The sequence below is a fragment of the Prauserella aidingensis genome (genome assembly GCF_024171865.1).
GTDB classification, from domain to species: Bacteria; Actinomycetota; Actinomycetes; order Mycobacteriales; family Pseudonocardiaceae; genus Prauserella; species Prauserella aidingensis.
The window spans coordinates 16,175-34,103 of sequence record NZ_JAMTCN010000015.1; the positions used below are offsets into that span (position 1 = coordinate 16,175).

Consider the following 17,929-nt stretch of genomic DNA (forward strand, 5'->3'; position numbering starts at 1 on the left):
GAGCGCGCAGCCCGGCCGTCAGCTCTCGGCGGCGAGTTGGCCGCAGGCGGCCGCGATCTCCTGACCACGGGTGTCGCGCACGGTGCACGGAACGCCGCCGTCGTTGACACGGCGGACGAACTCGCGCTCCACGTCCTTCGGCGAGGCGTCCCACTTCGACCCCGGCGTGGGGTTCAGCGGGATGACGTTGACGTGCACCAGGTGGCCGAGATGCTTGCGCAGCCGCTTCGCCAGCAGGTCGGCGCGCCACGGCTGGTCGTTCATGTCCCGGATCAGCGCGTACTCGATCGACACGCGGCGTCCGGAGGTGTCCGCGTAGTAGCGCGCCGCCTCGAGGACCTCGTCGATCGACCAGCGGTTGTTCACCGGCACGAGCGTGTCACGCAGCTCGTCGTCGGGCGTGTGCAGCGACACCGCCAGCCGCACCTGCATCCGCTCGTCCGCGAGCTTGCGGATCGCCGGTGCCAGGCCGACGGTCGACACGGTCACCGACCGCTGCGAGATGCCGAGCCCCGCCGGCGTGGGCTCGGTGATCCGGCGTACCGCGGCCACGACCCGTTTGTAGTTGGCGAGCGGTTCCCCCATGCCCATGAAGACGATGTTCGAGAGCCTGCCCTCGCCGCCCGACATCGCGCCGTCGCGCATCACCGCGGCCGCCGACCTCACCTGGTCGACGATCTCCGCCGTCGACAGGTTGCGGTCCAGCCCGGCCTGGCCCGTCGCGCAGAACGGGCACGCCATCCCGCACCCGGCCTGGCTGGAGATGCACAGCGTCGCGCGATCCGGATAGCGCATGAGGACGCTCTCGAGCATCGTCCCGTCGTGCGCGCGCCACAGCGTCTTGCGCGTCTCGCCGTCGTCGCAGTCGAGCGCGCGCACCTCGGTGAGCAGCGTCGGCATCAGCTCGTCGACCAGCTTCTGCCGGGAGGCGGCCGGGATGTCCGTCATCTCCTCGGGGTCGACGGTCAGCCGCGAGAAGTAGTGGTTCGACAGCTGCTTCGCGCGGAACGGCTTCTCGCCGAGCTCGGCAACCGCCTCGGCACGCTCGTCCAGCGTGAGGTCGGCGAGATGCCGTGCGGGCAGGCCGCGGCGGGGCGCGTCGAAAACAAGGGGAAGGGCAGTCATAGCGCTCTCCATGGTCCCACATGTCGACATACGGCGCGGCAACGCCGCCGTGGGAACACTTCGCGCAGGAGGCCGACCCCAACGAGCTACGGCTCCGCAAGGCGACCCACGCACTGATGGTCGCGACCAAACAGGTGTCCCAGGTGGGCTCGAGCGATCAACGCGCCCGTGCCACCGAGGCGCTCGACGAGGCCCGCCGCGCGCTCTACGGGATACTCGGCGAAGCACCGTCCGACGACGAGTGAAGGACGAGGCCGGTCGGCTTGCGGCGCACCAGCACCCGATAGCCGACCGGCAGTTCCACCGGTTCGCGGGACCCGGCGTTCCGGCGCAACGTCTCCTCCACGGCCCGCCGGGCGACCCGCGGACTGAACTCGATGCCCAGCACCGCCTCCACCGCCTCCCGATCGGGAAAAGCCCAGCGCGTCTCCACCCGTGTGCACCCGAACCCGGCACCGTCGAAGAACGCGTCGACCGCGTCGGGGTCGTAGTGCGGCAGGTCAGCACGCATCCACGCGCCGTACGGCTCGTGCCGGGTGTCGAGGTCCACGATCGCGAGAGCCCCGCCGGGCCGCAGGACCCGCTCGACCTCCCGCAGCCCGGGCTCGCAACCGGGGCCGAAGAAGTACGCGGTGCGGGCGTGCACCACGTCCACGGACGCGTCCGCGGCCGGGATGCGCTGCGCGCGGCCCCGCACGACCCGCACGTGCGTCGAACCCGCCATCCGCTGCCGCGCCCTCCGCACCAGCGGGGCGTGTGGCTCGACTCCCAGCACCGACCGCGCCTCCGACGCCAGCCGCGGCAGGTGGAAACCGTCACCGCACCCGAGGTCGACGACGTCCCTGCCCGCCCACGGCACGCCCGAGGCCAGCTCCGCCCAGATCGCCCCGTCCACGTCCTGCACCCGGTTCTCCAGCTCGTAGGTGCCGGGGTGGTACCAGATGTTCGGACTGGGATAGACCTCGGTCTTGCGCAGGAGCCGGTTCACGCACTCAGCGTATCGACGCCGCTTCCCCGGGCGTAAGATCATCCACGTTTCAGGTCGAGGACGGTTTCTGCTCGAAGATGACGGCGCCGAAGGGTCGCGTGACCATGTCCGATACGAACGAACCCACCGCGATACTGGCCGCCGGCACGCCGTGCTGGGTCGAACTCGCCACCCCTGACGAATCCGCCGCACGGGCGTACTACGAGCAGCTGTTCGGCTGGACGTTCGCCGTCAAACGCGATCCGGCGACGGTCAACCACCGCTACAACATCGCGACACTCGACGGTTGGGAGGTCGGCGGCATGTACCAGGCCGGCCGGAACCAGCCGACCGGCTGGGTACCGCACCTGGCCGTCACCAACGCCGCGGCCACCGCCGAATGGGTACAGCACCTCGGCGGCGTGGTCACCCTCGGGCCCGTGGAGATCCCCGACCGTGGCGCCATCGTGCACGCGCTCGACCCGAGCGGCACCCCCGTCGTGTTCTGGCAGCTCGCCGACAGCTGGACGTTCGCCAGGAGCCTCCCCGGCAGTTTCAGCGGCAGCGACCTGAACACGCACGACGCCGCCCGCGCCGACGGCTTCTACGACAAGCTCTTCGGCTACACCAGCCACCAGGTCGGCACCGACGGTATCGACTACCTGGAATGGCGGCTCGGTGGCGATCCCGTCATCTACCGGTACGTCCTGCCACCGGAGGACGCGGGCCGCAGCCCCCACTGGATGGTGTATCTACAGGTCGACCCGCACCGCGGCACCGACGCCGTGGCCGGGCAGAGTCTGATGCTCGGCGGGTCGGTGATCACCCCGCCGTTCGACACGCCGTTCGGCCGGATCGCCGTGCTTGCCGACCCCGGCGGTGCGGTGTTCTCCGTGGTCGACCACAGCTGCCCCGTCGACCTGGGTGTCGGACGCGCCGAGGTCGACGACCCCTACGACGACTGAAGCCCACCGCGGACTCCGCCACGGGCACGCCCCGGCGCCGGACGTCGGGCTGAGCGCCCCGGCGTCAGGCGGGCACGAAGGCGCTGAGCAGCAGCCACGACGCGAGCGCCGACGGCAACAGCGAGTCGAGCCGATCCATCAACCCGCCGTGCCCCGGCAGCAGGTTCCCCATGTCCTTGATGCCGAGGTCACGCTTGATGAGCGACTCCATGAGGTCACCGAGCGTCGCGGTCAGCACGATCGCGATCCCGAACAGCACGCCCTGCCAGGCGACGCCGTCCACCAGCAGCGACAGCGCCAGCGAACCGGCAGCGATACCCGCGGCGAGCGAGCCGGCGAAGCCCTCCCAGGTCTTCTTCGGACTGATCGACGGCGCCATCGGATGCCGACCCCGCAGCACCCCGGCCACGTATCCGCCGGTGTCGGAGGCGACCACGACGACCATGAACGAGATGACCCGGCCGACGCCGTCGTCCGGCGGCACGAGCATCGCCGCGAACGAGGCGAACAACGGCAGGTACGCCGCCGCGAACACCGACGACCCGACGTCCCGCACGTAGCCGTCGGCACCGGCGGGCAACCGCCACAGCAGGCACACCAGCACCGTGACGACGAACGCCGTCAACGCGCCTTCCCTGCCGAACGGCCACGCCAACCAGATCATGGCCTGACCGCCGACCAGGACCGGCGTCATCGCGATACGGATGTCGGCCGCCCTGCGGAACGCCTTGCTCAGCTCGACCGTGCCGATCGCGATGGCGATCGCGACGATCCCGATGAACAGGTACCGGACCGTGAACAGCGACGTCAGGATCGCGCCGCCGAGCAGCACCCCCACACCGATCGCTGCGGGAAGGTTCCTCCCGGCCTTGCCCTTCTTGCCCTGCTTCGGCACGGGCCCGTCGGGAGCCGCCGACGAGCCGGGCGGCCCGCCCCGTGGGGCGCGCCGGCCCGGCTGGTCACCCGGCTCGGACACTGCGGCGTCGTTGCTCTCGTCCGGACGCCGGCCAGGATCGGCAGCACCGGAGCGCCGCTCCTGGTCGTCGGTCACGTTCGGCATCAGACCTCGAGCAGCTCGGATTCCTTGTGCTTGACGAGCTCCTCCACCTGGGCGACGTATTTGTCCGTGAGGTTCTGCAGCTCCTTCTCGGCACGGGCGACGTCGTCCTCACCGGCCTCGCCGTCCTTGCCGATGCGGTCGAGCTCGTCCTTCGCCTTGCGCCGCACCCCGCGGACGGAGACACGCGCGTCCTCGCCCTTCTGCTTGGCGACCTTGACCATCTCCTTGCGCCGCTCCTCGGTGAGCTGCGGGAAGACGACGCGGATGACGTGGCCGTCGTTGCTCGGGTTCACGCCCAGATCGGAGTCCCTGATGGCCTTCTCGATGGCCGCGAGCTGCGACGCGTCGTACGGCTTGACGACGGCCATCCGCGCCTCGGGGACGTTGATGCTGGCCATCTGGTTCAGCGGGGTCGGCGCGCCGTAGTACTCGACCGTGATGCGGGAGAACATCGCCGGGCTCGCCCTGCCGGTGCGCACCGACGACAGCTCCTCCTTGGCGTGAGACACCGCCTTTTCCATCTTCTCTTCTGCGTCGAAGAGCGTCTCGTCGATCACGGCTGCTCCAGGTTCGTCGGTGTACTGACCAGTGTCCCGATCCTCTCACCGCTGACCGCGCGGGCGATGTTGCCCTCGGTGAGAAGGTTGAAAACGATGATCGGCATGTTGTTGTCCATGCACAGGCTGAACGCCGTCGTGTCGGCCACCTTGAGGCCGCGTTCGAGCACCTCGCGGTGGGTGATCTCGTCGTACAGCTTGGCACTCGCATCGACCCGCGGGTCGGCGGTGAACACGCCGTCGACACCCTTGGCCATCAGCACGGCGTCGCAGCCGATCTCCAGAGCACGCTGGGCCGCGGCGGTGTCGGTGGAGAAGTAGGGCATGCCGGTACCCGCGCCGAAGATGACGACGCGCCCCTTCTCCAGGTGGCGTTCGGCGCGGCGCGGAATGTAGGGCTCGGCGACCTGGCCCATCGTGATGGCGGTCTGCACGCGCGTCGGCACGCCCTCCTTCTCGAGGAAGTCCTGCAGCGCCAGCGAGTTCATCACGGTGCCGAGCATCGCCATGTAGTCGGCGCGGTCACGGTCGAGCCCACGCGTGGACAGCTCCGCACCGCGGAAGAAGTTGCCGCCGCCGATGACGACCGCGATCTGCGCACCGTCACGCACGACCTCGGCGATCTGCACGGCGACCGAGTGGACCACGTCCGGGTCGACGCCGACGGAACCACCGCCGAACATCTCCCCGCCGAGCTTCAGCAGAACCCTCCGATAACCGCGTCCGGGCCGGTCGGTCTGTCCTTCGGTCATATCCGCTGGTCCCTTCAGCGTCTGCGGCGGCGATCGGACGGATGTCGGTGTCGATGTGCGTCTCGCACATGTGCCCCGCCTCCGGACTGGCGGGAGACGGGGCACATGTGTGCGAGCTGACTCAGGCCTGACCGACCTCGAAGCGGGCGAACCGCGTCACGGTGACCCCGGCCTCGTCGAGCAGCGCCTGCACGGTCTTCTTGTTGTCCGTGACCGACGGCTGCTCCAGCAGGACGTTGTCCTTGTAGTAGGCATTGACCTTGCCCTCGATGATCTTCGGCAGCGCCTGCTCGGGCTTGCCTTCCTCGCGGGCGGTCGACTCGGCGATCCGACGCTCGTTGTCGACGGTCTCGGCCGGCACCTCGTCACGCGTGAGGTACTGCGCCTTGAGCGCCGCGACCTGCAGCGCCGCACCGCGTGCGGCCTCGGCTGCCGCCTCGCCCTCGCCGGTGTACTCGATGAGCACGCCGACCGCGGGCGGGAGGCCGGAGCCACGGCGGTGCAGGTACGTCTCGACGTTGCCGTCGAAGTGCGTCACCCGGCGCACCTCGAGCTTCTCGCCGAGCTTGGCCGACAGCTCCTGGACGAGCTCGGCGACGGACTTGCCGTCGACCTGCGCGGCCTTGAACTTCTCGACGTCGTCGGTCTTCTGCTCCTGGGCGACCTGGACGAGCTTGTCGGCCAGCTGCTGGAACTCGTCGTTCTTCGCGACGAAGTCGGTCTCGGAGTTCAGCTCGACCAGGGCGCCGCCGGCGCCTGCCACCAGGCCCTCGGCGGTCGAACGCTCGGCACGCTTGCCGACGTCCTTGGCGCCCTTGATGCGCAGGATTTCAACGGCCTTGTCGAAGTCGCCTTCGCTCTCCTCCAGCGCCTTCTTGCAGTCCATCATGCCGGAGCCGGTGAGTTCGCGGAGGCGCTTCACGTCTGCCGCGGTGTAGTTCGCCATCGTGCGTTTCCGTTCTCTGTCGCGGGATGCGCAGGTGGTGTCGGTACTGGATCAGGAAGCGGTGCTCTGACCGGCGGCCTCGGAGCCGGCGAGCAGCTCCTGCTCCCACTCGGGCAGCGGCTCGGCGGCCTCGGGCTTGTCCTCACCCTCCGGAGCGGCGCCGTTACGACCGGAACGCGCCATCAGACCGGCGGCGGCGGCCTCGGCCACGACCTTGGTCAGCAGGGCGGCGGAACGGATCGCGTCGTCGTTGCCCGGGATCGGGTAGTCGACCTCGTCCGGGTCGCAGTTCGTGTCGAGGATCGCCACGACCGGGATGTTGAGCTTGCGCGCCTCGCCGACGGCGATGTGCTCCTTCTTCGTGTCCACGATCCAGATGGCGCTCGGCACCTTGGACATGTCGCGGATACCGCCGAGGGTCTTCTCCAGCTTGTCCTTCTCACGGGTGAGCGTGAGGATCTCGCGCTTGTTCAGCCCCTGGAAGCCGCCGGTCTGCTCCATCGACTCCAGCTCCTTGAGGCGCTGGAGACGACGGTGCACGGTCTGGAAGTTGGTCAGCATGCCGCCGAGCCAGCGCTGGTTCACGAACGGCATGCCCACACGCTGGGCCTCCGTCGCGATGGCCTCCTGGGCCTGCTTCTTCGTGCCGACGAACAGGATCGTCCCGCCGTGCGCGACCGTCTCCTTGACGAACTCGAACGCGCGGTCGATGTAGCTCAGCGTCTGCTGCAGGTCGATGATGTAGATGCCGTTGCGCTCGGTGAGGATGTAGCGCTTCATCTTCGGGTTCCAGCGGCGGGTCTGGTGCCCGAAGTGCACACCGGAATCGAGCAGCTGCTTCATGGTGACGACGGCCATGGCCTGGTTCGCACCTCTTCTGTCTTGGCGAGCCGGACGTCTCGTCCGGCACGCGGGGCCGGTTGTCGCGGTCCACCGGGGTCGGTGGCCGCCCTGGTGCCGTGCCGGTGTCCGGACTCCCGGGTCGTTCTCGGTCCGGGAGACCGCCGGGCACCGTTGCCCCGTTCGCGGCCGGAGCCGCGGGCGGGGCGCGCACGTGCACGCGAAGTCAGCCTGTGTGAACACAGACTGCGCCAAGTAGTGTACGCCGCCCGCCCCTGGGTGCTCGACCCGGAGGCCCCGGCCCCGCTAGTTGTCCACATCGAGGTCGGCCATCCACAGATTCGCAGCGCACGGCTGCGGCCGGCGCCGCGCACGGCACGCTGGGCGCATGAGGTTCCGTTCGACCGCGCGGCCACGGGTGGGCACGCCTGCATCCGGGTGTGCACCCCGCCCCGGAACGCACGGGCGACGGCTCCGGCCACCCACGGTCACCGTGGCCGCGACGCCTACGAGGCCGGGACGCCTCCCCACGACGGCGAGTGTGCTCCTCGCCGCCCGGACCACGGTGGCGACCGCGGCCGTGGCCACCGTGGTCGCCGTCCTCGCGACGCTCCTGCCGCCGACCACGACCGTCCCACCCGGCCCGACCGGTACCCCAGGAGGGGCCGGTCAGGCCGGCATCGCGGAGGCGTCGGGGGTCTCGGAGGTGTCGGGGGTCTCGGAGGTCTCGGAGCCCTCCGGGAGCACCGCCGGACGCGACGCGGCGGACGCGACGGCGGACGGAGTGACGCTCGCCTGGCCGCTGAAGCCCCGTCCCGAGGTGGCGCGCCCGTTCGACCCGCCGGACAACGAGTACGGCGCGGGCCATCGCGGCGTCGACCTGGTGGCCGAGCCCGGACAGCCGGTGGCGGCGGCCGCCGCGGGCCGGGTCGTGTACGCCGGTGACCTCGCCGGCAGGGGTGTCGTGTCGATCGCGCACCGCGACGGACTGCGCACGACGTACGAGCCGGTGTCCGCACACGTCGCCGAAGGCGACCGGGTGCAGGCCGGCGGCCGCATCGGCACCGTCGCCCGCGGCCACGACGGCTGCCCGGACTCCACGTGCCTGCACTGGGGACTCCGGCGCGGTGAGCAGTACCTCGACCCGCTCACCGTCGTCGCGGCGGCAGGCCCGCTCCGGCTCAAACCCTGGCCCGGTTGACCAGGCCTGCGGCTCGCGCCCTGCCGGCGCCGCGCACCGGCCGTGCCGCCCACCCGGCCGCGGTCCGGCGCCGGAACGGCGTCAGCTCCCCGCCTGGCCCTGGAGCTTCGCGCGCAGGCGCAGGACCGCGCGCGTGTGCAGTTGGCTGACGCGGGACTCGGTCACGCCGAGGACCTTGCCGATCTCGGCGAGCGTCAGGCTCTCGAAGTAGTAGAGGCTGACGACGATGCGGTCCCGCTCGCTGAGCTGGGAGATGGCGTCAGCGAGCTGCTCGCGGTTGTCGCGGTCGACGAGCACCGCCGCGGGATCGACGGCGTCGTCGTCCGGCAGCGATTCGACGACCGAGTCGCTGTCCCGCCCCGCCGCGACGAGCGTTTCGAGCGCGACCACGCTGGTCAGGCGCAACTGGCCGTAGAGCTCGTGCAGTTCGTTCAGCGAAATGCCCAGCTCGGTGGCGACCTCGGCGTCCGTGGGTGTCCGGCCGAGCCGCGCACCGAGCCGCTCGAGGGTGCGCTCCACCTCGCGGGCCCGGCTCCGCACCACCCGCGGAACCCAGTCCTGGGAACGCAGGTCGTCGAGGATCGCACCGCGGATGCGCTGCATCGCGTACGTCTCGAACCGCAGGCCGCGATCCGGGTCGAACTTCTCGATCGCGTCGACCAGTCCGAAGATGCCCGACTGGATCAGGTCGGCGACGTCGACGTGTGTCGGCAGCCCCGTGCCGACCCGGCCTGCGACGTACTTGACCAGCGGGGCGTAGTGCAAGACCAGGCGATCGCGCACCCGCTGCGACGGTTCGGTGGCGAACTCGTGCCACAGCGCCTTGATGGCGGCGTCCGCCTCGGCGCGGCCGCCCCCGGAGCCGACACCGTCGCCGCCCGCCGCCGGGCTGGCGACGTCGGACGGCGTGCCTACGGCCTGCGCCTCGACGGAAGCGGCGTCGGCGGACGTGGCCTCCCTGGACGTGGCCTTCGTGGACGTGGCGCCGGTGGCCGCGGCTCCGCTGCCGTGGTGGTCACCGTTGTCGTGGTGTTCACCGTTGTCGAGGTGGGCGCCGGACACGACGTCCTCGTCCGCTTGTGTGTCGGGACGGTCCTGGTCGGCCGGTGGTGCGTCGGCCGGCACATCGGCAACGGGCGCGTCGGCGGGTTCCCGGGTGGACGTCACGTACTCACCCGCCCTGCGCGCAACCGTATGGGCCGAAACTCCACCGGCGTCACCGGGCACGGGGGTGGGTTCGGTCATGAATCGCCTTCAGCCGCTCGACGGTCACGTGCGTGTAGAGCTGCGTCGTGGACAGCGTAGCGTGACCGAGCAGTTCCTGAACGCTTCGCAAATCCGCTCCCCCCTCGAGCAGGTGCGTCGCCGCCGTGTGCCGCAGCCCGTGCGGACCCATGCCCGCCGCGCCGGGCACCGACTCTACGGCGTCGTGCACCACGCGCCGCACCGTCCTCTGGTCGATCCGGCCACCGCGCGCACCGAGGAACAGTGCGGGGCCCGATGCCGCCGTGGCGAGCGCGCCCCGCCCCGTGTCGAGCCAGGACCGCAACGCCCGCTCGGCGGGAAGCCCGAACGGGACCATCCGCTCCTTGGACCCTTTGCCGAAGACCCGCACGAGCCTGCTGTCGAGGTCGACGTCGTCCACGTCGACGGCGCACAACTCGGCGACCCGCGTCCCTGTCGCGTACAGCATCTCCACCAGTGCGTGGTCGCGGAGTGCGACCGGATCCTCCTGCTGCGCACCCGACGCGGACGCGCCCAGCACGTCGGCGGCCTGCTCCTGCCGTAACACCCCGGGCAGCCGGCGGTGCGGTTTCGGCGCCGCCAGCCGCAGTCCGGGGTCGACCGCCAGTAGCCCGCGGTCGACGGCCCACGCGGTGAACGTCCTCGCCGAGGCGGACCGGCGGGCGAGTGTGGTGCGGCTGTGGCCCTCGGCCCGCTGCTGCGCGAGCCAGGCCCGCAGCACCTCGATGTCGAGGCCGCCCAGCCCGTTGACGGCGTTGTCCGCAGCGCCGGCCGCAACGTCCGGGCCGTGCGCGTCCCCCGCGGCGCCTGCGGCGGAGCCGTGTGCGTCGGCCTCGGAACCATCGGCGCCGCACTCACGGGTGGGTTCCTCGTTCCCCGCGCCACGGTCACGTCCGGCGTCCGCGAAACCGTCGCCGTCGCCGTCGGAGTCCTCCATCTCCCTCCGGTGGAGAAACGCGACCATCGACACGATGTCGCCGACGTACGCGCGCACCGTGTGGACCGACAGTCCGCGTTCGGACGCCAGGTGCCGCTCGTAGTCGTCGACGACGGCCGCGGCGCGCGCCGGTAGCCGCTCACGCAGTCGGCGCAGGTCCGTACGCCGACCGGCGGTGCCCGCGGTCCGTCGCCCACGCGCGGTCGAAGAACTCATGCCGCTGACGCTGGGCCACGCCACGAACGGGGTCAAGCATCGCCACACCTCGATGATCAAGCTGCAATCAGCGGCTGCGCGGGTGGCTCTCCCCTTTTCCTGCCACACGGCCGGACGACTTCACCCGATCAGGTACACCTGCGGCGAGTCGCCACCCGGTCTCGCACCGTTCGGCCAAGCCGGACAGCTCCAGTTCCGGCAGCACCGCCCGGACCCGGGCCAGCGGTACACCCGACTCCTCGGCGACCTCGTCGGGAGAACGACCCCGCCTCTCCCCCAGCGCCTCGTGCACCCGCAGGGCCTGTGGGCCCAGGTCGTCGGTCGGTCTGCGGGGCCGCGGCGCGGACGGGTCGGCCCGGGGCTCGCCCAGCCGTCCCACGGTGTCGAGCACATCGGAGACCGACCCCACCAAGGTCGCGTACGCATCACGGATCAGGTCGTGACAGCCGACCGACGTCGCGGAGCCGACGGGCCCGGGAACCGCCATGACGACCTTCCCGAGCGCCCCCGCCGTCGACGACGTGTTGCGGGCGCCGCTGCGCTTGCCCGCTTCGACGACGACCGTTCCCGCGGTGAGTGCCGCGAGCAGTCGGTTCCGGACGAGGAACCGGTGGCGCGCGGGCGGCGCACCCGGCGGGTACTCGCTGACCACCGCGCCCCGTTCGGCGACCCGGTTGAGCAGTCCGACGTGGCCCGCCGGATATCCCGCATCGAGTCCGCAGCCCAGCACCGCCACCGTCGGGCCTCCCGCGGCCAGCGCTCCACGGTGGGCGGCACCGTCGATCCCGTAGGCCGCACCCGAGAACACGCCGATCCCCTCGGTCACGAGACCGTGGGCGAGCTCCGCCGCGGTGTGCTCGCCGTACTCGGTCGCCGCTCTCGCACCGACCACGGCCACCGCGCCGTCGACCGCCTCGTCGAGACGTGCCGTGCCCCGTACCCACAACGCCAGCGGCGGCGCCACGCCCTCGGCCCCGCGGCCGGTCGCCACGTCGAGCGACAGCAGCGGCCACGCGGGCCACTCGTCGTCCTCGGGAGTCAGGAGGCGGTAGCCGGCCTCCTCGGCCCTCGCGAAGTCCCGTTCCGATCGGTCCGTGCCCCGTCGCGCCTCCGTCTCCTGCGCAACCGGATCGGGCACCGCACCGCGACGGACCCGCTCGGCCGCCTCCACCGGGCCGTACCTCGCGACGAAGGCCACGAGCGCGGGTGCGGGCGGTTCGGCGGCGCCGAGCAGATAGGCGCGGGCACGGTGCACAGGGTCGTCGGCGCCGGTCTCCGTGTGCGGTCCGGCATCGACGCTGCGTCGGTCGCTCACGCCGCCCTCCTGTCCCGGAACTCGAGGGCCGCCGCGACGTGGTCAGCGGTCGGCTCGTCGGCCTCGTCCAGGTCCGAGAGCGTCCACGCGATGCGTAGGCACCTGTCCGCTCCGCGCGCCGTGATCGCCCCCCGGTTCAGCCCGCGGTCGAGCAGCCGGGTCGCCTCGGCGGGCAGTGCGAATTCACGGCGGAGTACCGGACCCGGCACCTCGGCGTTGGTCTGCCACCCGTGACCCGACCAGCGCTTCGCCGCGCGTTCGCGCGCGGCGACGACCCGTTCACGCACCCGCGCTGTCGGCTCGGGCTGCTGCTCGCCCGCCACGTTCATCGCCGTGGCGGGGCGCATCCGCACGCGCAGGTCGACCCGATCCAGCAGCGGACCCGACAGTTTCGCCAGGTAGCGGCGCCGTGCCGCCGGGCTGCACCGGCACTCCGTTTCCCGCGGGGGCGCGCACGGACACGTGTTCGTGGCCAGCACCAGCTGGAACCGCGCGGGGTAACGCACCGAACCGCGCGACCGGGCGATCCGCACCTCGCCCTCCTCGAGCACGGTGCGGAGCGCGTCGAGGCGTTCACCGCCGTACTCCGCGGCTTCGTCGAGGAACAGCACACCTCGGTGCGCCTTGCTGATCGCGCCCGGTGCCGCGATCCCCGTTCCGCCACCGATCAGCGCGGCCACCGAGATCGAATGATGGGGCGCGACGAACGGCGGCACCCGCACCAGCGGCGAATCCCGTTCCAGGGACCCGTCGACCGAGTGCACCGCGGTGACCTCGAGGGCCTCGTCGTCACCGAGGTCCGGCAACAACCCCGGCAGGCGCATGGCCAGCATGCTCTTCCCGACCCCCGGCGATCCGGTCATCAGCAGGTTGTGCCCACCCGCCGCCGCGACCTCCAGCGCCCAGCGTGCCTCCGGTTGTCCGACGACGTCGGCCAGGTCCGACTGCTCGGGCCGCGGGTGTTCGCGTTCCGGTTCGGCCTCGGCCAGCCGGCCCTCGTCGCACAACCAGGCGATGACGTCGCCGAGGCGTTCGGCCCCGACGACGTCGATCCCGCCGACCAGCGAACCTTCGGCCAGCGATTCGAGCGCGACCACAGCCCGGCGGTAACCGGCCTTCCGCGCCGCCAGCAACGCGGGCAGCACACCGCGCACCGGGCGGACCCTGCCGTCGAGCGCGAGCTCCCCCAGCAGCACGGTGCCCAGCAGTTTGGGGCTCGGCACCGCGCCCGACGCGGCGAGCACGGCAGCCGCGATCCCCAGGTCGTAACCGGAGCCGTCCTTCGGCAGGTCGGCCGGGGACAAACCGAGTGTCACATTGCTGTCGGGCCAGCGCTGCCCACTGTTGCGGACGGCCGCCCGCACCCGGTCCTTGGCCTCGCGCAGGCCCGCGTCCGGCAACCCCACGAGCTTCGTTCCCGGCAGTCCGGCACCGATGTCGGCCTCGATCTCCACCGGTCGCCCCTCGATGCCGATGAGCGCGACCGACCAGGCACGTGCGAGCGGCATCAGAACGCTCCCGGGATGTGCCGGACCGTCGGTTCGCCGCCCGGAGGACAGTCCACGGACAGCACGTCGAACCTGATCGGGCACCAGCCCACCTGGAACGCCGACAGCCACCGCGACGTGACCCGGCGGATCCGCGCCTGCTTGTCCTCGGTGACCGCCTCGGCCGGCTCGCCGAACCGGCGGCCGGACCGGGTCTTGACCTCGCACACGACCAGCGTCGAGCGATCGGTCGCGACGATGTCGAGCTCGCCTTCACGGCATCGCCAGTTGCGGCTCAGCACGATCAGGCCGCGCTCGGTCAGATGTCGCACCGCCAGGTCCTCACCCCGGCGCCCCAGATCGAGGTGGGATCGTCTGCCTCGTGCCCGGGAACCTCCGTTCCCGGGGTCGCGCACCGTGATGCTCACTCGCGTTCACCCCCGTGGTCCGTGGCCGGCACTCACCGGCCTCGCACCCACCTTCACCGGGGCGCCGTCGTCACGGCAGAGGGTTTCCGCGAAGTTGTGGACAACCGGGGCGATGTGGACAACCCGCCCGACCGGGAGAGTCGTCCCCCGGCGTCGTCGGGGGTCCGTGCTAGGCAGCCGCCCGCGCGGGGCGGTGTGCCCGCGGAGCCGCCGCGTACGGGTGTCAGCCGCCGAACGGGCCTTCCTCGGGCAGCCGCAACTCGGGCTTCTCGAGCTCCTCGACGTTCACGTCCTTGAAGGTGATCACGCGGACGCTCTTGACGAAGCGGGCCGGGCGGTACATGTCCCACACCCACGCGTCCGACATGCGCACCTCGAAATACACCTCGCCGCCGCTGTCACGCACCTGCACGTCGACGGAGTTGGCCAGGTAGAACCGCCGCTCGGTCTCCACGACGTACGAGAACTGCCCGACGATGTCGCGGTACTCCCGGTACAGCGACAGTTCCATCTCGGTCTCGTACTTCTCGAGATCCTCTGCGCTCATCTGCTCCTCGCAAGCCTTGCAGCCGGTCGGTGGCGAACAACCATTGTGACACCCGAACGCCGCGACTGGAGAGCAGTCGGGCGGCGCCGGTTTTCGCCTCACCCGGTGGGAACGTCGAACAGTGCTTCCTGGTTGTCGACGGTGGGGCCCGGCTTCGCCTGGAGCGCTGCCGCGGTCAACAGCACCGGATGCGGCGGGTGCAGGTCGTGTGCCTTCGCAGCGACGGCGACGTTCGTGTACGACCAGCGGTGCGCCGGGCAGGGGCCGTGGGCCGTGAGCGCCTCGCCGTGGTCGGTCGTCGTGTAGCCCTTGTGCACGTCGAAGCCGTACTGCGGGTACTCGCCGTGCAGGTCGGCCATGATCCGGTCGCGCGTGACCTTGGCCAGTACCGATGCCGCCGCCACACACGCCGCCACCCGGTCCCCCTTGATCACGGGCACGCTCGGCGCGGGCAGTCCGGGCACGCCGAAGCCGTCGATCAGCACGTAACCCGGCGCCACCTGCAGGCGCGTCACCGCCCTGCGCATGCCTTCGATGTTGGTGACGTGGATACCGCGGGCGTCCACCTCGTCGGGCGGAACGACGACGATCGAGTAGGCGACCGCGCGGCGGACGACCCGCTCGTACACGCGTTCCCGGGCCGCCGCCGTCAACAGCTTCGAATCGGTCAGCTCCGAGAGGCGCGAGGAGTCACCGGGCCGCAACACGCACGCGGCCACGACCAGCGGTCCCGCGCAGGCGCCACGGCCCGCCTCGTCGACGCCCGCCACGGGGCCCAGGCCGCGGCGATCCAGTGCGCCCTGCAGCGCCCACGGCATCGCACCGCGAATGATCGCCCGTGGGGGCCGCGGACCCGCCGACGACAGCAGCGACCGCTTCCTCGACCGCCTCGTGGCCGGCGAGGACGTGGCGGCGGGGGACGCCGCTGCCGTGGAACGGTTCGACTCGGGCACGGGGACGCTCCAGCACTCGTCCGCCGGGTCAGCGGTCGCGGCGCAGCGCCCCGCCCACGGCGGTGCCGACACGGCGGCCCGTCGCGAGCACCGGCCACGCCGCCAGGGCGCCTGCAGCGAGCGGGATGCCCTGTTGCCAGGCGGGTGCGCTCATGGCCTCGGCCTGCTGCTCCTGCGGATTCTCCGCGTGGATGATTCCCCACCGGGACGGCGGCAGGACGATCAGCCGCGCCTTGCCGATGACGTTGTCCACGGGGACCGCGCCGGAGGCGCCGCCACCATCGTTGTGGTAACGGGAGTCGGCCGAGTTGTTCCGGTTGTCGCCCATGACCCAGACGTACCCCTCGGGCACGGTGACCTGGTCGAACGAGGCCTGTGGACGGCCTCCCTCGAGATGCAGGTACGGCTCGTCGAGGGGTTCGCCGTCCACCAGGACCCGGTTCTGCTCGTCGCAGCATTCGACGGTCTGCCCGCCGGTCGCGATGACCCGCTTGACGAAGTCACGCTCGTCGGGCGGGGCGAGCCCGAAGGCGGAGCCGACCATCTGGAAGAAGTCGGCCACGGCGTTGCCGCCGTCGTCGGCCATGCCCGGCCCGACCCACGAAGCTGGGCCACGGAACACCACGACCTCGCCCGGGTCGGGGTCCGAGAAGTCGTAGACCAACTTGTCGACCAGGATCCGGTCGGGTGTGCAGCCGGGGCAGCCGTGCAGCGTGTGCTCCATCGAGCCCGACGGGATCATGTAGACCCGCGCGAAGAACTGCTGGATGACGAAGGCGAGCACCAGTGCGATCCCGATCAGGATCGGGAGTTCCTTCCAGAACGACCGCTGCTTCTTCGCCTTGCCCTTGCTCCGCCCGCTGCGGGGTGGCCCACTCACGCCGTCGGCGGCCTGCGCCTTCTCGCCACTCTCCTCGGACGAGTCGGACCCGTCGGTCGGCGTTTCGAACGGGTTCTTCCGCTCGTCGTCCGGGTTGTCCGGCTCGTCCTGGGGGGCGTTTGAAGGCACAGGCTCGACCACGACGTCAGGCTACGGGAAGCTCCGGACCTATCAGGAAGCGGCGGTCTCGCGGCGCTCCTTGATCTTGGCCGCCTTGCCGCGCAGGTTGCGGAGGTAGTAGAGCTTCGCCCGGCGGACGTCACCCTTCTTGGAGACCTCGATCTTGGCGATGTTCGGCGAGTGCACCGGGAACGTGCGCTCCACGCCGATACCGAACGACATCTTGCGGACGGTGAACGTCTCGCGGATGCCGCCGCCCTGACGAGCGATCACGACGCCCTCGAAGACCTGGTTCCGCTCGCGGTTGCCCTCGATGACGCGGACGTGAACCTTGAGCGTGTCGCCCGGGCGGAAGTAGGGGATGTCGGAACGCAGCGACTCAGCGTCCAGCGCGTCCAGGGTGTTCATCTTCAGGTCCGTCCTCGTCCTTGTGGCAATGTGGCTTGACATGTCCGGGCGCGCACCGGCCTCACAGCGGGCGGCCCAGGAGTTCTCGGCAGCGCGTGTTCACACGTCGCGCCAACTGGTCAAGTATGGCATGAGGGATGTCCGCGCCGGACACGGGGCCGTCGACAGCCACCGTCACGCCTGGTCGGGGCCCTGCCCGGCGCCGGGGCCACCGTCGTCGGCGCGGAGCTCGTCGAGGACCGCACGGTCGTGGGCGTCGAGGTCGTCGGCGAGCCGGTCGAGCAGCTCGGGGCGCCGGTGGAACGTACGCTCCAGGGCCTGGTCACGACGCCAACGGTCGATACGGGCGTGGTTGCCGGAGCGCAGCACGTCCGGCACCGCCAGGTCACGCCACACCTCGGGACGCGTGAAGCTGGGCCCTTCCAGCAGTCCGTCGGAGAACGAGTCCTGCTCGGCGGAGACCGGATTGCCCAGCACGCCCGGCAGCAGCCGGACCACGGCCTCGACCATGACCAGCACCGCGGCCTCGCCACCGACCAGCACGTAGTCGCCGATCGACACCTCGTCGACGGGCATCCTCCGCGCCGCGTCGTCGAACACGCGCTGGTCGATGCCCTCGTAACGGCCGCACGCGAAGACGAGGTGGTCCTCCTCGGCGTACTCGCGCGCCATCGCCTGGGTGAACGGCCTGCCGGCCGGCGTGGGCACGACCAGCCGGGACCGGTCGGTGCAGACGGCGTCGAGCGCCTCACCCCAGACCTGCGGCTTCATCACCATGCCGGGACCGCCGCCGTACGGCGCGTCGTCGACGGCGCGGTGCACGTCGTAGGTCCAGTCCCGCAGGTCGTGCACGCCGATCTCGATCAGTCCGCGGTCGAGCGCCCTGCCCAGCAGTGCGGCTCGCAACGGCTGCAGGTACTCGGGGAAGATCGTGACGACGTCGAGTTTCACAACGGGAGCTTTCGGCGGTGTTCGTGGAC

At 71.2% G+C, this 17,929-nt stretch carries 20 protein-coding genes; 3 read left to right on the top strand and 17 right to left on the bottom strand.

Annotation, left to right across the window (positions count from 1 at the left end; genetic code table 11):
• Window positions 1-18: 18 nt before the first annotated feature.
• Window positions 19-1,125, bottom strand: coding sequence for a dual-specificity RNA methyltransferase RlmN (gene rlmN, locus LY13_RS15770; RefSeq protein WP_253829213.1), 1,107 nt, complete (start codon window positions 1,123-1,125; stop codon window positions 19-21).
• 20 nt (window positions 1,126-1,145) lie between these two features.
• Here rlmN and LY13_RS15775 point away from each other — a divergent pair, with 20 nt between their 5' ends.
• Window positions 1,146-1,370 carry a hypothetical protein gene (locus LY13_RS15775; RefSeq protein ID WP_253829214.1) on the top strand — a complete coding sequence of 75 codons (225 nt, stop codon included), beginning with the start codon at window positions 1,146-1,148 and terminating at the stop codon, window positions 1,368-1,370.
• Here the strand turns inward: LY13_RS15775 and LY13_RS15780 are convergent.
• A complete protein-coding gene (locus LY13_RS15780) occupies window positions 1,331-2,155 on the bottom strand; it encodes a class I SAM-dependent methyltransferase (protein WP_372493838.1) in 825 nt (274 codons plus the stop codon). The two genes, LY13_RS15775 and LY13_RS15780, sit on opposite strands and share 40 nt — an antisense overlap.
• Before the next feature lie 62 nt (window positions 2,156-2,217).
• Here LY13_RS15780 and LY13_RS15785 point away from each other — a divergent pair, with 62 nt between their 5' ends.
• Entirely contained in the window at window positions 2,218-3,057 is an 840-nt protein-coding gene (locus LY13_RS15785) for a VOC family protein (RefSeq protein WP_253829216.1), read from the top strand.
• Between the two features lie 64 nt (window positions 3,058-3,121).
• On the opposite strand, the gene LY13_RS15790 is transcribed toward LY13_RS15785, so the two are convergent.
• From LY13_RS15790 to rpsB, 5 genes are all read right to left on the bottom strand, one after another.
• Window positions 3,122-4,117 carry a phosphatidate cytidylyltransferase gene (locus LY13_RS15790; protein ID WP_253829217.1) on the bottom strand — a complete coding sequence of 332 codons (996 nt, stop codon included), beginning with the start codon at window positions 4,115-4,117 and terminating at the stop codon, window positions 3,122-3,124.
• Entirely contained in the window at window positions 4,117-4,674 is a 558-nt protein-coding gene (gene frr, locus LY13_RS15795; RefSeq protein ID WP_253829218.1) for a ribosome recycling factor, read from the bottom strand. Before frr ends, LY13_RS15790 begins: the two co-directional genes overlap by 1 nt.
• Window positions 4,671-5,426: a UMP kinase gene (pyrH, locus tag LY13_RS15800; RefSeq protein WP_253829219.1), complete on the bottom strand. Its 756-nt coding sequence runs from the start codon at window positions 5,424-5,426 to the stop codon at window positions 4,671-4,673. Before pyrH ends, frr begins: the two co-directional genes overlap by 4 nt.
• Before the next feature lie 121 nt (window positions 5,427-5,547).
• Window positions 5,548-6,372 (bottom strand): translation elongation factor Ts, encoded by an 825-nt coding sequence (tsf, locus tag LY13_RS15805; protein ID WP_253829220.1) that lies wholly within the window; start codon window positions 6,370-6,372, stop codon window positions 5,548-5,550.
• Between the two features lie 51 nt (window positions 6,373-6,423).
• A complete protein-coding gene (gene rpsB, locus LY13_RS15810) occupies window positions 6,424-7,230 on the bottom strand; it encodes a 30S ribosomal protein S2 (RefSeq protein WP_253829221.1) in 807 nt (268 codons plus the stop codon).
• Between the two features lie 475 nt (window positions 7,231-7,705).
• Here rpsB and LY13_RS15815 point away from each other — a divergent pair, with 475 nt between their 5' ends.
• Complete coding sequence (locus LY13_RS15815; protein ID WP_253829222.1) at window positions 7,706-8,413, top strand: M23 family metallopeptidase; 708 nt, start codon at window positions 7,706-7,708, stop codon at window positions 8,411-8,413.
• An 81-nt stretch (window positions 8,414-8,494) separates the two neighbouring features.
• Here LY13_RS15815 and LY13_RS15820 read toward each other — a convergent pair whose 3' ends face one another.
• The 10 genes from LY13_RS15820 to trmD form a co-directional block, all read right to left on the bottom strand.
• Window positions 8,495-9,475, bottom strand: a complete 981-nt coding sequence (locus LY13_RS15820; protein ID WP_372493843.1) for a FliA/WhiG family RNA polymerase sigma factor — start codon at window positions 9,473-9,475, stop codon at window positions 8,495-8,497.
• A gap of 154 nt (window positions 9,476-9,629) precedes the next feature.
• Window positions 9,630-10,811: a tyrosine recombinase XerC gene (locus LY13_RS15825; protein ID WP_253829224.1), complete on the bottom strand. Its 1,182-nt coding sequence runs from the start codon at window positions 10,809-10,811 to the stop codon at window positions 9,630-9,632.
• Window positions 10,812-10,878: 67 nt separating this feature from the next.
• Window positions 10,879-12,126: a DNA-processing protein DprA gene (dprA, locus tag LY13_RS15830; RefSeq protein WP_372493839.1), complete on the bottom strand. Its 1,248-nt coding sequence runs from the start codon at window positions 12,124-12,126 to the stop codon at window positions 10,879-10,881.
• Window positions 12,123-13,634 carry a YifB family Mg chelatase-like AAA ATPase gene (locus LY13_RS15835; RefSeq protein WP_253829225.1) on the bottom strand — a complete coding sequence of 504 codons (1,512 nt, stop codon included), beginning with the start codon at window positions 13,632-13,634 and terminating at the stop codon, window positions 12,123-12,125. The genes dprA and LY13_RS15835 overlap by 4 nt, the downstream gene beginning before the upstream one ends.
• Window positions 13,634-14,035 (bottom strand): YraN family protein, encoded by a 402-nt coding sequence (locus LY13_RS15840; protein WP_372493844.1) that lies wholly within the window; start codon window positions 14,033-14,035, stop codon window positions 13,634-13,636. Before LY13_RS15840 ends, LY13_RS15835 begins: the two co-directional genes overlap by 1 nt.
• A 229-nt stretch (window positions 14,036-14,264) precedes the next feature.
• The gene (locus tag LY13_RS15845) at window positions 14,265-14,588 is read right to left on the bottom strand and encodes a DUF2469 domain-containing protein (protein ID WP_183655439.1); all 324 of its coding nucleotides are present in this window, start codon (window positions 14,586-14,588) and stop codon (window positions 14,265-14,267) included.
• Between the two features lie 98 nt (window positions 14,589-14,686).
• On the bottom strand, window positions 14,687-15,406 hold the full coding sequence (locus LY13_RS15850) for a ribonuclease HII (RefSeq protein WP_253829295.1): 720 nt from the start codon (window positions 15,404-15,406) through the stop codon (window positions 14,687-14,689).
• A 163-nt stretch (window positions 15,407-15,569) separates the two neighbouring features.
• Window positions 15,570-16,550, bottom strand: coding sequence for a signal peptidase I (lepB, locus tag LY13_RS15855; RefSeq protein WP_253829226.1), 981 nt, complete (start codon window positions 16,548-16,550; stop codon window positions 15,570-15,572).
• A gap of 42 nt (window positions 16,551-16,592) precedes the next feature.
• The gene (gene rplS, locus LY13_RS15860) at window positions 16,593-16,949 is read right to left on the bottom strand and encodes a 50S ribosomal protein L19 (protein ID WP_253829227.1); all 357 of its coding nucleotides are present in this window, start codon (window positions 16,947-16,949) and stop codon (window positions 16,593-16,595) included.
• 174 nt (window positions 16,950-17,123) lie between these two features.
• Window positions 17,124-17,900, bottom strand: coding sequence for a tRNA (guanosine(37)-N1)-methyltransferase TrmD (gene trmD / locus LY13_RS15865; RefSeq protein ID WP_253829228.1), 777 nt, complete (start codon window positions 17,898-17,900; stop codon window positions 17,124-17,126).
• Between the last annotated feature and the right edge of the window lie 29 nt (window positions 17,901-17,929).

Excerpts from the sequence above, each read along its gene's own strand:
- tsf (WP_253829220.1), bottom strand. The coding sequence starts at position 6,372 with ATGGCGAACTACACCGCGGCAGACGTGAAGCGCCTCCGCGAACTCACC.
- LY13_RS15780 (WP_372493838.1), bottom strand. The coding sequence starts at position 2,155 with ATGATCTTACGCCCGGGGAAGCGGCGTCGATACGCTGAGTGCGTGAAC.
- LY13_RS15835 (WP_253829225.1), bottom strand. The coding sequence starts at position 13,634 with ATGCCGCTCGCACGTGCCTGGTCGGTCGCGCTCATCGGCATCGAGGGG.
- rpsB (WP_253829221.1), bottom strand. The coding sequence starts at position 7,230 with ATGGCCGTCGTCACCATGAAGCAGCTGCTCGATTCCGGTGTGCACTTC.
- LY13_RS15790 (WP_253829217.1), bottom strand. The coding sequence starts at position 4,117 with ATGCCGAACGTGACCGACGACCAGGAGCGGCGCTCCGGTGCTGCCGAT.
- LY13_RS15825 (WP_253829224.1), bottom strand. The coding sequence starts at position 10,811 with ATGAGTTCTTCGACCGCGCGTGGGCGACGGACCGCGGGCACCGCCGGT.
- LY13_RS15850 (WP_253829295.1), bottom strand. The coding sequence starts at position 15,406 with ATGCCGTGGGCGCTGCAGGGCGCACTGGATCGCCGCGGCCTGGGCCCC.
- rplS (WP_253829227.1), bottom strand. The coding sequence starts at position 16,949 with ATGAACACCCTGGACGCGCTGGACGCTGAGTCGCTGCGTTCCGACATC.
- pyrH (WP_253829219.1), bottom strand. The coding sequence starts at position 5,426 with ATGACCGAAGGACAGACCGACCGGCCCGGACGCGGTTATCGGAGGGTT.
- LY13_RS15785 (WP_253829216.1), top strand. The coding sequence starts at position 2,218 with ATGTCCGATACGAACGAACCCACCGCGATACTGGCCGCCGGCACGCCG.
- LY13_RS15845 (WP_183655439.1), bottom strand. The coding sequence starts at position 14,588 with ATGAGCGCAGAGGATCTCGAGAAGTACGAGACCGAGATGGAACTGTCG.
- LY13_RS15775 (WP_253829214.1), top strand. The coding sequence starts at position 1,146 with ATGTCGACATACGGCGCGGCAACGCCGCCGTGGGAACACTTCGCGCAG.
- rlmN (WP_253829213.1), bottom strand. The coding sequence starts at position 1,125 with ATGACTGCCCTTCCCCTTGTTTTCGACGCGCCCCGCCGCGGCCTGCCC.